Source organism: Acuticoccus yangtzensis (assembly GCF_001927245.1).
Lineage (GTDB): Bacteria > Pseudomonadota > Alphaproteobacteria > Rhizobiales > Amorphaceae > Acuticoccus > Acuticoccus yangtzensis.
Genome location: NZ_MJUX01000007.1, coordinates 40,790 through 53,949 on the forward strand (window position 1 = coordinate 40,790; position 13,160 = coordinate 53,949).

Genomic DNA, 13,160 nt, shown 5'->3' on the forward strand with positions numbered 1-13,160 from the left:
CGAAGGCGGGACAGCAAAGGGTTCGTAATGTTGCAAGCTGGCAAAATATTCGTGAGACGAAAAGCGAATGCTTTGCAAGCGTTCACGTCGGGAAAATTTGGTCATACTCAATCCCCAGGCTCTGCGAGAGTAGCTGCGCAGGGGGCTCGTGGCTGTTGCGGGTCGGCAACAGATCGTATGACTTAACCTTCAAGCATTATGACGCGAGTTGGATTTGCTTCAATGCACGCAACAACTCACGAAAGCCCGGCGCCGATCTCGCGGTTGCGGATACGAATGCAAGACATTGCGACGCGACATCGCATCATCGTGATGTGATTTCGGGCGCTCATCCATCGTGACGTGAAGGCCCACCGCCCGGGCCGGAGGGCGAAGAGCAGCGCGCGCGGGTCAGGGCAGGTCGCGCAGGGACGGGCGCGGTGGGCCTGCCGCGGCGTCAGGCGGGGTCCGGCTCGGTCGGCGCATTGGCCCCCTGCCAGATGCCTTCGCGGATCATGTCCTGGACGATCTCGACGATCAGCCGGCGCACCTCGTCACAGGCGCGGGTGCGGCCCCTCAACGCCGACGTCGCCAGGGAGATGGACCGGATCACGTCCGGCTCCAGCAGCCGGCGGGCACACAGGCGCCCGGCCTGCGCCTCGGCATGGATCGGCCCGGTGGGCAGCATCGTATAAAGCCCTTCCGTCTCGGTGATCGCCTTCATCACGCTGAGCGAATCCACCTCCACGACGACGTTGGGCGTGATGCCGACCTCGAGCGCCACATGGTCCATCAGGCGGCGCAGCGCATGGGTCGACCCCGGCATGGCGAGCGGCAGCCGCTCCAACTCCCGGAAGGGCACACCCGCCGGCCAATCCTCGGCCAACTTCGCCGACCCGACCAGGAAGAGCGACTCGGACATGATCGTCTCCAGCTCGACCGCCGGGGTCGGACGGGGATCATAAAGGAGGCAGATGTCGAGCCGGCCCGCTTCGATCCACTCTTGCAAGTAGCCCGACAGGCTTTCGATCACGTGGAGCTTCACCCCCGGCAGCCGGGCCATGACGGTGCGGATGAGGGGTTGCGCCAGCACCGCGTTCGTCGACGTGGGGAGGCCGACGACGACACGCCCTGTCACCAGCCCGTCCGCGCCGCCGACGATGTCGGGCACCATGTCGAACTGCCGCAGGATCGAGCTCGCCTGGTAGAGAAGGCGCTCGCCGTGCTCGGTGGGGCGGGCCCCATGGGCATCGCGCCGCAGGAGCGTGACGCCGAGGCCTTCCTCCAACGCGCGCACGTGGCGGCTGAGGGCCGGCTGGGCGACCGCCAGATGACGGGCCGCGGCCGAAAAGCTGCCCCGTTCGACCACGGTGACGAAGTAGCGCAACTGACGGATATCCATGGGCCTTCCCCTCGCCGCCCCTGCTTCGGCGGCGTCCCCATACCGTTTCGATATGATGCGTAGATCAAATCAGTATTTTTGTTCTAGCAGAAACGCGCTCATGCTCGCCAGTGCCCGACCCCGACACCGCGCGTTGAACGGGAGGCGGGCCAAAGAGAAATCAAGACGCGGCGACCACAATCGCCACAACGGGAGAAACGCCAATGACTATCCGCTCGCGCGCATGGGTGCGCGTGGCCGCTGGTGCGTGCCTTGTCGTAGGTGCCGCCTTCTCCGCGCAGGCTCAGGACGTGCCTTCCTACTATCCGGAGAGCTACGCCGATATCATCGAAGCCTCCCGCAGCGAAGGCGCGCTTCTCGTCTATTCCAACATGGCGCAGTACAACTGGGCGCCTGTCATCGAAGGCTTCAACAAGCTTTATCCGTGGATCGAGGTCTCGACCCTCGACCTGGAAAGCGACGAGGTCTTCACCCGCTACTATGCCGAGAACAACTCCGGCGCGAAGACGGCCGGTTTGATGGTCAGCGCGACGGTCGACGGCTGGCAGACCTTCATGAAGGGCGAGAACGCCCTCGACTATAAGACGGCCGAAGCCGACAAGCTGCCCGACTGGAGCATGCCGGTCCCGAACCTCTACACCGTCTCCACCGACCCGATGGTGATCGTGTACAACAAGCTCACCGTGCCCGAGGACCAGCGCCCGAAGGGGATCAGCGATCTGGCCCGCATCGTCGAAGAAACCGGCGACGCGATGCGCGGCAAGCTGACGACCTACAACGCGGCCCAGACGTCCTTCGGGTCGGCGATCGATCTCGTCTATCTGCGCGAGCATGGTGAAGAGGGCTGGTCGTCGTTCGAGACCATCGGCCCGCTGACGCGCGCCGAATCCTCCTCCGGTCCGATGCTGGCCAAGCTCGGCGCCGGCGAATATTCGATCGGCTACTTCATTTCCGGCATCGTCTTCTTCCCGAAGCTCGAAAACGCGACGACGGCTCGGCTTCTCGGCTGGAACTTCATCGCCGACGGGACGCCCCTCTTCATGCGACAGATGGCGATCCCGAAGGGCAGCAGCGCCCCGGCGTCGGCCAAGCTCATGCTCGACTATATCCTGTCCCACGACGGGCAGACCGCGTTCGGCATCGGCGGCCTCACCCCCTACCGGGACGGCGTGAAGAAGGAAGACGTGGCCTTCTACACCTACGACGCCATCCGCGAAGAGGTGGGCGAGGATAACATCCTCCTGATCGACTATGACGAGAGCCTGGTCGCGACCGAGTCCTTCCTCGACCAGTGGCGGACGACGTTCGCCCCGAAGTGAGCGATCGGCCGGACCCCGCCAGAGGGTCCGGCCTACGCGTCCCTGCTCCCTGACGGATCAGTTCCCTGCCCCCGGCATCGGCGTAACGCCTGGCCGGGGGCGAACCTCTCGCTCGCCAGTCTTTCGAGGTTGAACCATGGCCATCGATGCCCTTCCGGCACCCGCTCCGATGCGGACGCCAAGGGTCGATCGCGGCACCGCCATCCAGGTCCTCGTGACCCTGACGACCCTGGCCCTGGTGCTCTTTCCGATCCTTCCCGTGCTCTATCAGGCGGTGCTGGACAAGCCGCTCTACGACCCCGCCGCCACCATCTCGCTGAGCAACTTCGCCCGGCTGTTCGATACCCCGCGGCTCGGCGATATCGTCTCCAACACAGCCTATTTCGCGATCCTGACCACGATCATCGCCCAGGTGATCGGTGTCGTCACCGCGGTGCTGGTCGGCCGCACGGACCTGCCCGGCCGCGCCTTCTTCGGCGAAATGCTGCTGTGGCCGCTCTTCCTGTCCCACCTCGTCATCGCGTTCGGCTGGTTCACCATGTACGGCCCGTCCGGCTATGTGACGCTGTTCGTGCGCGGCCTCATCGGCGGCGACCCATGGAACCTCTATACCGTGACCGGCATGGCCATCGCCGCCGGCGCGGCGCAGGCCCCGCTCGCCTACCTCTACTGCATCGTCGCGACCCGCAACGCCGACCCCAACCTGGAAGACGCGGCGCGCACCGTGGGGGCGAGCCCCTTGCGGATCCTCACCACCGTCACGCTTCCCTTGATGCGTCCGGCGATCCTCTTCGGGGTGATCATGAATTTCGTGATCGCGATCGAGATGCTGTCGATCCCGCTGGTCTTCGGCGGGCCGCTCCAGATCGAAGTGTTCACCACCTACCTCTATCACGAGGTCTTCGGCCAAGCGACGCCGGACTATGGCCTGGTCGCGGCCGCCTCGGTGGGGATGCTCGTCCTCGTCGTCGGTCTGATGGTCCTGCAGGGCCGGTTGATGCGCAACAACCAGCGCTTCGTGACCGTCGGCGGCAAGGCCGCCCGGCCGCGCCGCTTCGCCCTCGGCCGCTGGCGCTGGGCCGCCTTCGCGGTGCTGCTCGCCTACGTGGGGCTGACCATCGTTCTGGTGCTCGGCGGGCTCGTCCTGCGCTCCTTCACGGTCATCCTGTCGCCGCTGATGCCGCTGTGGGACGTCCTCACCTTGGACAACTACACGCTCCTCGGCGCCTACCCGGTCTACATGCGGTCGATCTGGAACACGATCATCATCGCCACCGTCGGCGCGGCCATCGGCACGGCTCTGATCGCGCTCGTCGCCGTCGTCGCCAACCGCTCCCCCTTCCGCTGGCGGCGGCAGCTCGAGCATCTGGCGGTCCTGCCGCGCGCCATTCCGGGCTTCATCGCCGGCATCGGCATCTTCTACGCCATGGGCCTCTTCCCGCCGCTCGGCTGGCTGCGCAACACCATCGGCCTTCTGATGATCGCCTACATCATGCGCTACCTGCCGACCGGCTACGGCGCCGTGGCCCCGGCGCTGGCGCAGCTCGGCGGCGACCTCGACCGCAGCGCCCGCACCGTCGGCGCGGACTGGTGGCGCACCTCGCGGTCCATCGTCCTGCCGCTCCTCACGCCGGCGCTCTTCTCCTGCTACGCGCTGCTCTTCATCCACTTCCTCAAGGAATACGTCACCGCCGTCTTCCTCTACGCACCGGGAAGCGAAGTCATCGGCACCACCATGCTGCAGTTCTGGAAGAACGGCGACAACGGCGCCGTCTCCGCCCTCGCCTCCGTGCAAATCCTCATCACCGTCGTCTTCGTCACAGCGGCGCGCAAAATCCTCGGAGTGAAAATCTATGGCTGAGCTCATCGTCAGCGGCCTGGTGCGCGCCTTCGGCGATGTGCGCGCCGTCGACGGGGTCGACTTCACCGTGGCCGACGGGGAATTCCTCACCCTTCTCGGCCCGTCCGGCTGCGGCAAGTCGACGACGCTCGCCGCCATCGCCGGGCTCGACAAGCCGGACGCCGGGCGCATCAGCCTCGGCGGACGCGACTTCTTCAACGCGACCACCGGCACCTTCGTCCCGCCCGAGCGGCGTGAGATCGGCCTCGTCTTCCAGTCCTATGCCCTGTGGCCGCATCTCACGGTCCGGCAAAACCTGGAATTTCCGCTCAAATTGCGGCGGATCGGCCGGGCCGAACGGGCGCGGCGCATCGAGGAATCGCTCGGCCTCGTCGAGATGATCCCCTACGCCGACCGCTATCCGCACGCCCTCTCCGGCGGCCAGCAGCAGCGCGTGGCGCTCGCCCGCACCCTCGTCTACCGGCCGGGCCTCCTGCTCCTCGACGAACCCTTGTCCAACCTCGACGCCAAGCTGCGCGAGCGGGCACGGACGTGGCTGCGCCATCTGCAGAGCCAGGTCGGCGTCACCACCGTCTACGTCACCCACGACCAATCGGAGGCGCTCGCCTTGTCGGACCGGATCGCGGTGATGAACGGCGGGCGCATCGTCCAGCTCGCCGATCCGCGCACCATCTACGATCGGCCGTCCGACGCCTTCATCGCCGACTTCATCGGCTCCAGCAACTTCCTCTCCGGCACCGTGCTCGCCAGCGACAACGGAACGGTGCGCGTCGGGCTGGGCGAGCGGCTGGAGCTGTCGGCCCCCTCACCGCGCCCGCTGGCGCCGGGGACCGCGGTGCGCGTCTCGGTCCGGCCCGAGCAGATCGGGGTGGTCGACCCGTCCGCGGCGAACGGTGCCAACGTGTTCCCGGCCGAAATCCTGGAACGCACCTTCCTCGGCGCCCACAACACGCTCGAGGTCCGCGCCGGCGAAAGCCGCTTCCGCGTGGAGTGCCGCAAGGTGCCCGAGAACGATCACATCCACGTCCACATCCCCGAAAGCGCCGGCATCGTCTTCCCGCAAGCCGCCGGCCACTGAGCGACCTGAGGTCACATCATGGGCATTCACTCTCTTCCCTTCGAACCCGATGCGCCCTGTCCGCTCGACGGTGTGAAGGTGCTCGACTTCTCCCGGCTCGTCGCCGGCAACATGCTGTCTCTCCAGCTCGCCGACTTCGGCGCCGAGGTGGTGAAGGTGGAAGTGCCGGGCACCGGCGACACGCTGCGCCACTGGCGCAACAACGGCGTGGACCTTCATTGGAAGGTCTATGGCCGCAACAAGAAGAGCATCACGCTGAACCTCAAGGCCGAGGGCGCGCGGGCGATGATCCTGAAGCTCCTGCCGCACTTCGACGTGATGCTGGAGAGCTTCCGCTTCGGCTTTCTGGAGAAGATCGGGCTGGGGCCGGACGTTCTCCTCGAAGCCAACCCCAACCTCGTTCTGGTGCGCGTGTCGGGCTTCGGCCAGACCGGGCCCTACCGCACCCGCCCCGGGTTCGGCACCCTGGTCGAGGCGATGTCCGGGTTCGCCGCCAACAACGGCTTCGAGGACCGCGAACCGGTGCTGCCCCCGCTCGCCATGGCGGACATGATCGCCGGCCTCTACGGCGCCATGGCGACGGTGATTGCCGTGCGCAACGTCGAGCAGAATGGCGGCAAGGGCCAGGTGATCGACCTCAGCCTGCTGGAGTCCATCGTCTCCACCCTCGGCCCCGAGGCGGCGGTGCATACCGTCACCGGGCGCGTGCGCAAGCGCGTCGGCAGCGGGTCGGAGTCCTCCTCCCCCCGCAACGTCTACGCCACCAAGGACGGCGGATGGGTGGCGATCTCCGCCTCCACCCAGCGCATGACCGAGCGTCTGTTCGAGGCCATCGGACGGCCCGAGCTGGTGAACGAGCCCCGCTTCGCCACGAACGCCGACCGCGTTGAGCATCGCGGTGAGGTGGACGCCATCGTCGGCGGCTTCATCGCCGAAATGACGCTCGAGGACGCGATCAGCTTCTTCGAGGCGAAAGGCGTGACCGCCGCGCCGGTCTACAACGTGGGCCAGTTCCTGGAGGATCCGCACGTTCAGGAGCGCGGCATCGTCGTCAACCTGCCGGACGAGGATCTGGGCGCCGTGCCGGTCCATGCCATCACCCCGCGCCTCAGCGGCACGCCGGGGCGCTATCGTCGCCCGGCCCCGCGCATCGGCGAGCACAACGAGGAGATCTGGCCGCGGGCCGGCTTCAGCGTGGACGAAGTTCGCGACATGGCCGCGCGGGGGACGATATGAGCACCGCCTTCGCCGATCGCGCCCCTCTCCCGGCCTGGCGCTCGCTCCTCTACGTGCCGGTGAACGTGGAATCCTACGTGGCCAAAGCCCACCTTCGCGGGGCGGACGCCATCATCCTCGACCTCGAGGACTCCATCGCGGTGGGTGACAAGGCCGCCGCACGAGAGCTCGTCGGGGACGCGGCACGGCGCGCGGGCGCCGGCGGGGCGGACATTCTGGTGCGCATCAACCGGCCGCTGGAACTCGCCGTGGCCGACATCGCCGCCGCCGTCTGCGCCGAGGTCGCAGGCTTTCTTCTGCCGAAGATCGACAGCGCCTCTCACTTGCGGCTCCTCGCCGAGGTGACCCTCAACGCCGAGATCGCGCGCGGCCTTCCCCCCGGCCACACCGTTTTCGTGCCCATGGTGGAAACCGCCGAGGCCTTCCCCCGCATGCACGAGATCGCCGCCGCGCACCCGCGCAACGTGGCGATGTCGCTGGGCGGAGAGGACTTCGCGCTCGCCACCCACTCCGAGCCCTCGCCGGAGGTCCTGCTCTATCCCAAGCAGCAGCTCGTCATCGCGGCACGCGCGGCCGGAATCCTGCCGGTCGGCCTCATCGGCACAGTGGCCGACTATCAGGACATCGACGCCGTGCGCGAGACGGCACGCCGCTCGCGCCGCTTCGGCTTCGCGGCGGGATCGGGCATCCATCCTGCCGTCGTGCCCGCGCTCAACGAAGGGTTCGGACCGTCGCCGGAAGAGTGCGCCAGCGCCTACCGGGTGATCGAAGCCTTCGCCGCGGCAGAACGCGCCGGGCGCGGCTCGGTCGAGGTCGACGGGCGGATGGTCGACATCCCTGTGGTGGAGCGCGCCCGCGCCGTCGTCGCCCGTGCCGAGCGGCTGGCCGCACGCCACGCCCCCGCCTCTTAACACCGCCGGCGCATCCTCCGCGGTCTCCCCTCATTCGCATTCGCCTCAAGGACACGTCATGACGCCGATCCGCACCTACCTGTTCGTTCCCGGCACCGAAGAGCGCAAAACCGACAAAGCTCTCGCCAGCGCATCGGACGCGCTGATCCTCGATCTCGAGGACGCGGTGGCGCTGTCCGAAAAGGGCCGCGCGCGCGACATGGTGCGCACCCGCCTCGCCAGCGTCGACGCGGCGCGCAACGTCTATGTGCGTGTCAACGATATCGAAACCGGGTTGACCGCCGAGGACATCCGCGCCGTGTGCACCGGCGGGCTGGCGGGCATCATCCTTCCGAAGGTGGAGGCGGCGGAGACCGTGCGCACCGTCTCCACCATGATCGCCGCCGCCGAGCGGGCCGAGAAGGTGCCCGCCGGGCAGGTGCGCCTCAACGCGATCATCGAGACCGGACGCGGCATCGCCCACGCGGTGGAGATCGCCAAGGCCGGCGGGCGGCTGCAAGCGATGATGTTCGGCGCCGCGGACTATACCGCCGACCTCGGTATCCCGACCGCCAACGTCGGCCCGCACATCACCCACGGCAAGATCACCACCGTGGTCGCCAGCCGCGCCGGCGGCCTCGCCGCGCCGATCGACACCGTCTTCTTCGACGTGACCGACGCTGACGGTTTCGCCGCCGACTGCGCCGAGGCGAAAGCGCTGGGCTTTGCCGGCAAGGCGGTGATCCACCCGAACCAGATCGAGGCCGCCAACGCCGCCTTCACCCCGACCGACGAGGAGGTGGCCGCCGCCCGCCACGTCGTGACCGCGTTCCGTGAGGCCGAATCGCGCGGCCTCGGCGCCGTCACCGTCAACGGCAAGCTCGTCGACTACGCCATGCTGAAGGTGGCGGAAAAGACGCTGGCCCTGGCGCGCTGAGGCGAGCGCACCATCAGCACCACCGCGGAGCGACCGCGGTGGTGCCTTCGCGCGCCATGCCGTGCGCCAGGCGGCGCGACGCTCCGCCGAGCGGGCGTGTCAGAGGGCGGCCCATCCGCCGTCGACCGGCAGATCGACGCCGGTGATCTGCCGCGACACGTCGCTGGCGAGGAACAGACAGGCGTTGGCGATGTCGACGTCGGTCGAGATCCGGTGCAGCGCGTAGTCGCTGGCGTGGATCTCGGCGGCTTCCTCAGGTGAGACGCCCAGCCGCTCGGCCATGTCCCGGCACACCTTGTCGCGGAAGCGGGGCCCGTCGACCATGCCCGGCGCGACGTAGTTGACGTTGATGTTGTGAGGACCGGCCTCGAGCGCGAAGCTCTTCGTGAGGCCGCGCAGCCCCCATTTGGAGGCCGAATAGGCCAGCCGGCCCGCCCGGCCGCGCATGCCGAACGTCCCGCCGACGTTGACGATCTTGCCATAGCGCCGCGCCATCATGCCCGGCAGCACCGCGCGGATGGTGTGGAAACATCCGTTGGTGTTGAGGCGAACCGTCTGCTCGAACTGTTCCGGGGTCGTCTCCACCCCATGAACGCCGATGGTGCCGGTGCCACCGGCGACGTTGACGAGGATATCGACGTGGCCGAACGCCGTTTGCGCCGCCTCGGCCGCGGCCTCGCAGTCGGCATATGACGTCACATCGCACGCAACCACGATCGCCTCGGTCCCGGCGGCGGCGAGCTCGTCCTTCAACGCCACGATCGGTTCGGCGTCACGGCCGAGAAGCGCCAGGCGGCAACCTTCCGCCGCGAACCCGCGTGAAATGGCGGCGCCCATGCCCTTCGCCGGCCCCGTTATCACCGCCACCTTGCCCTTGAGTCCGAGATCCACGTTCACGCTGCTCCAAATCTGTCGATGCGCCGGAGCCTACGCCCGATGACGCCGCGCACCATCACCTTTTTGTTCGAACGCTGGCGATGAGGCGCGGTCCGGGCGCGCGATCGCCTGAGCGACCGCGCGAAAGGGCGGGCTGCGTCAGGCGCCTCGGCGGTGGACGGTTGCGGCGGTGTCGAAGCTCCACGCCACATCGTCCAGCGGGTAGAACGGGCGGGCACAGGTGAAGGGCAGGTCCTGCGGGCGGAACGCCGTCAACCCCGGCGTGTCCACGGTGATGCAGCGGGCGCAGTCGCGGAACGACAGCTTGTAGTGGTTCGCCGCACGCGCCACGACGATGTCCTGTTCGGCCACCGCGATCCCCAGCGCGTCATAGAAGGCGGGGTCGTGGATGTTCGGTGCGCGCGTCGTGACGACGACGCTCACGTTGCCGCACACCAGCACCGCCGCGGGGCCGAAGTCGGCTTCCACGCCATGCATGTAAGGGCCCTGATTGCGGAACCGCGCGGGCGCCAGAGACGTCACCGTCCACGTGGCGCGCAGCGGGTCCAGCCCGGTGTTGATCGACGCGCCGACGCCGAGGTCCAGCGTTGCGCCGACCCCGGCGGCGTGGGCGGCCTTCACCGCCTCGGGATCGAAAATCCCGGTCGCGACCCTCAGGTCCGGTGCAAGCTCCAACGCCTTGGCGGCGATGAAGGGTGAGTCGCCCGGCCCCGCCCCGATCACCCTGTCGCCCTGATCACCCAGCGCCAGCACCTCCTCGCTGTGCCGTGCGATCTCGAACGCCTCCTCCACGCTGGGGAGTTGCTGCTGAAACGCCGTGCGGTCGGCCCAGAGCTGCTCGGCGATCTCGCGGCAGGCGTCCATCGCCGCGCCCGACCCGTCGTCGTAGGCAACGACCACCTGGCCCATCCCCGGCAGATCCAGGAAGGGCTGCACGTTGAACACCGACACGTCGACAATGGCGGGATGGGCGCGCCAGCGGTCCGCCATGGCGCCGAGGGCGACGAGCGGTCCCTGGTCCGTCTCGTCGTTGCCGCGGGTGATGAAGGGCAGCCGCGTCGCCACGGCACACGGGGGCGCCTCGCCCACCGCCCGGCCACGCAACACGCCGTCCAGCAGCCGCATCGCCCTCTCACCGGTCTCGAAAATGTCCTGGTGGGGGTTCGTGCGGTAGCCGGTGACGATGGTCGCCGCGTCCAGCATCGCCGGGGTGATGTGGCCGTGTAGATCCAGCGCGACGGCGATCGGCATGTCCGGGCCCACCACATCGCGGATGCGCGTCAGCAGCACCCCCTCGGTGTCGCCCGTCTCGGCCGCCAGCGTCGCGCCGTGAAGGTCAAGGCAGATGGCGTCGTACCCGCCCTTCGCGGCGGCCTCCACCAGCGCATCGGCGATCTCCTGGAATACCGGCTCCTCGATCGGCCCGCCGGGACGCGCGCGCGCCGCCAAGGTCGGTACGCACGTGTCGCCCAGCGCATCGCACACGGCGACGATACCGCTGAGCGAGGTGCGGCTCTCCCGTGCGCCACGCAACATCGCCTCGCCCTCGACGATCGAAACGTCCTCGCGAACGGTGGCGACGGGATTGAAGGAGTGGCCTTCATGCCAAAGCTGGCCGACCAGGATGCGACGGGCGTGCGACACGATGAAGTTCCGTTGAATGAGTGGCTTAGCGGGAAGGTCCGGATGCGGCGCCGCATCGCCTCAAGCTCGCGCGATCGCGCCGTCGCCGTCAACGCCGCGGCATCGGCCGGCGCGCTTGTGGGCCTGCGCGAATGGTGAAAAGCTCCGCCCGCCTGGCAACGATGGTGGACTGGATGACTCGAAAAATCGTCAAGATCGCGAACGGATTGGGCGAGAAGATCGGCTATTCCAGAGCGGTGCGGGTGGGCAACCTCGCCTTCGTCAGCGGCACCACCGCGCTCGACGCCGGCAAGGTCGAAGGCGTTGGCGATGCCGGCACGCAGGCCCGCATCAGCATCGAGAAGATCGCCGCCGCGCTCGGCGAATGCGGGATGTCCTTGGACGACGTCGTGCGCACCCGCGTGACCATGACACGGGCGCAGGACTGGGAGCCGATCGCCGCCGCCCACGCCGCGTTCTTCGCGGACGTTCTACCGGTCAGCGCCTTCTATACGGGCGTGCAATTCCTCCACCCGGACATCCTCGTCGAGATCGAAGCCGACGCGGTGCTGGACGCGGACTGATCCGCCGCACCGGCGGCCGGCGCGGCTTCATAAGCATTCCCGCCCACCCCTTCGCGGCGATTTGCCGCGCTATACTGCCTGGCCCGCGACGCGAGGCCGATCAACGCACTGACGCCGCCGCTTTGAGCAGCGTGATGCCGAATAATTCCCCCACTTACGACAAAATATGGACATGACGGCCTCGGGGTGACTCCCTAACATTTTCTTGAATAAGGAGCCCCCATGCGAACTTTCCTCTCGAGTGCATTGATCGGTCTTGTGGGTTTTGCAGTCGCCGGGGCCGGCGTCGCAAACGCGCAGACGACATGGCGACTGACCACCTTCGCCACCGACACCTCAACCTACTACAACGAGATGACGCTGCCCTTCATCGCGCGCATCGAGCAGCTCACGGGCGGTGACCTGACCATCGAGCCTTATGCGGAAGGCATCATCGCCCCCGCCTTCGAGGCCTATGCCGCCGTGCGTGACGGCCTCGCCGACGCAGGCCACCTCACCCCGCTCTACGTCGTCAACGAGCATTCGGCCAACGGCATCTTCGCCGGCCATCCGGGCGGTATGACGCCGATCCAGATGCTCGGCTGGCTCTACGAGGGCGGCGGCGAGGAACTGCTGCAGGAGCTGCGCGCCACCGAGGGCATGTACTCGCTGATCGTCAGCATCGGCCCGGCCGAGATCTGGCATAGCCACGTCCTCATCGAAAAGCCGGAGGACCTCGCCGGTCTGCGGTTCCGCGCGTCCGGCGCCTGGGCGGAGATCCTGGACCAGTATTTCGACGCCGCGCCGACCACCGTGCCCGGCAGCGAGGTCTACACGCTGCTGGAGCGCCGCGGCATCGACGTCGCCGAGTGGTCCACGCCCGGCGAGAACGTCAAGGTCGGGCTGCAGAACGCCGCGCCCTACATCATCACCCCCGGCGCCCACTCCAACGCCTGGCCGTTCGAGCTGATGGTGTCGCTCGAAACCTGGGACGCGCTCCCCGAGGAGACGCAGGAGCAGGTGAAGGCCGCCGCCAAGCTCGCCGCGTTCGAGAGCGTGCTGAACTGGATGAGCAACGACATCGCGGCGATGGACGAGCTGACGTCCAGCAGCGTCGAGATCGTCCCCCTTCCTGACGTGGTGAAGGACGCGATCGCCGACGCGGGCCGCCAGTGGGCCGAGGCGAAGGCGGAGCAGTACGAGGCCGAAGGCAGCGACTTCATGCGCCGCGTCGTGGACAGCTACTACAGCTACCGCGACGGCTGGGACAGCGTGTCCGCTACCACCGCCGACGAATAAGCGGCATCGCGCGGCGCGGCGGCGGCCCCTCGCTGCCGCGCCCTCCCCGAACGGCGGCCGCGATCCTCATGCCGCA

General features: G+C 68.0%; 11 protein-coding genes. 8 read left to right on the top strand and 3 right to left on the bottom strand.

Annotation, left to right across the window (positions count from 1 at the left end):
• Positions 1–436: 436 nt before the first annotated feature.
• Complete coding sequence (locus BIX52_RS16225; RefSeq protein WP_075222153.1) at positions 437–1,381, bottom strand: LysR family transcriptional regulator; 945 nt, start codon at positions 1,379–1,381, stop codon at positions 437–439.
• 203 nt (positions 1,382–1,584) lie between these two features.
• On the opposite strand from BIX52_RS16225, the gene BIX52_RS16230 reads away from it, so the two are divergent.
• From BIX52_RS16230 to BIX52_RS16255, 6 genes are all read left to right on the top strand, one after another.
• Complete coding sequence (locus BIX52_RS16230) at positions 1,585–2,700, top strand: ABC transporter substrate-binding protein (protein ID WP_075222154.1); 1,116 nt, start codon at positions 1,585–1,587, stop codon at positions 2,698–2,700.
• Between the two features lie 136 nt (positions 2,701–2,836).
• Positions 2,837–4,561, top strand: a complete 1,725-nt coding sequence (locus BIX52_RS16235; protein WP_075222155.1) for an ABC transporter permease — start codon at positions 2,837–2,839, stop codon at positions 4,559–4,561.
• A complete protein-coding gene (locus BIX52_RS16240; RefSeq protein ID WP_075222156.1) occupies positions 4,554–5,639 on the top strand; it encodes an ABC transporter ATP-binding protein in 1,086 nt (361 codons plus the stop codon). The genes BIX52_RS16235 and BIX52_RS16240 overlap by 8 nt, the downstream gene beginning before the upstream one ends.
• Positions 5,640–5,657: 18 nt before the next feature.
• The gene (locus tag BIX52_RS16245) at positions 5,658–6,875 is read left to right on the top strand and encodes a CaiB/BaiF CoA transferase family protein (RefSeq protein ID WP_075222157.1); all 1,218 of its coding nucleotides are present in this window, start codon (positions 5,658–5,660) and stop codon (positions 6,873–6,875) included.
• Positions 6,872–7,786, top strand: a complete 915-nt coding sequence (locus BIX52_RS16250; protein WP_075222158.1) for an HpcH/HpaI aldolase/citrate lyase family protein — start codon at positions 6,872–6,874, stop codon at positions 7,784–7,786. Before BIX52_RS16245 ends, BIX52_RS16250 begins: the two co-directional genes overlap by 4 nt.
• Positions 7,787–7,844: 58 nt before the next feature.
• Positions 7,845–8,702, top strand: coding sequence for an HpcH/HpaI aldolase/citrate lyase family protein (locus BIX52_RS16255; protein WP_075222159.1), 858 nt, complete (start codon positions 7,845–7,847; stop codon positions 8,700–8,702).
• A gap of 99 nt (positions 8,703–8,801) precedes the next feature.
• On the opposite strand, the gene BIX52_RS16260 is transcribed toward BIX52_RS16255, so the two are convergent.
• Together BIX52_RS16260 and BIX52_RS16265 are read right to left on the bottom strand one after the other, a co-directional pair.
• Positions 8,802–9,593, bottom strand: a complete 792-nt coding sequence (locus tag BIX52_RS16260) for an SDR family NAD(P)-dependent oxidoreductase (RefSeq protein ID WP_075222329.1) — start codon at positions 9,591–9,593, stop codon at positions 8,802–8,804.
• A 144-nt stretch (positions 9,594–9,737) separates the two neighbouring features.
• The gene (locus tag BIX52_RS16265; RefSeq protein ID WP_075222160.1) at positions 9,738–11,243 is read right to left on the bottom strand and encodes a M81 family metallopeptidase; all 1,506 of its coding nucleotides are present in this window, start codon (positions 11,241–11,243) and stop codon (positions 9,738–9,740) included.
• A 173-nt stretch (positions 11,244–11,416) separates the two neighbouring features.
• On the opposite strand from BIX52_RS16265, the gene BIX52_RS16270 reads away from it, so the two are divergent.
• Both BIX52_RS16270 and BIX52_RS16275 read left to right on the top strand, forming a co-directional pair.
• Positions 11,417–11,806: a Rid family hydrolase gene (locus BIX52_RS16270; protein WP_075222330.1), complete on the top strand. Its 390-nt coding sequence runs from the start codon at positions 11,417–11,419 to the stop codon at positions 11,804–11,806.
• 222 nt (positions 11,807–12,028) lie between these two features.
• A complete protein-coding gene (locus BIX52_RS16275; protein ID WP_075222161.1) occupies positions 12,029–13,084 on the top strand; it encodes a type 2 periplasmic-binding domain-containing protein in 1,056 nt (351 codons plus the stop codon).
• Positions 13,085–13,160: the final 76 nt, after the last annotated feature.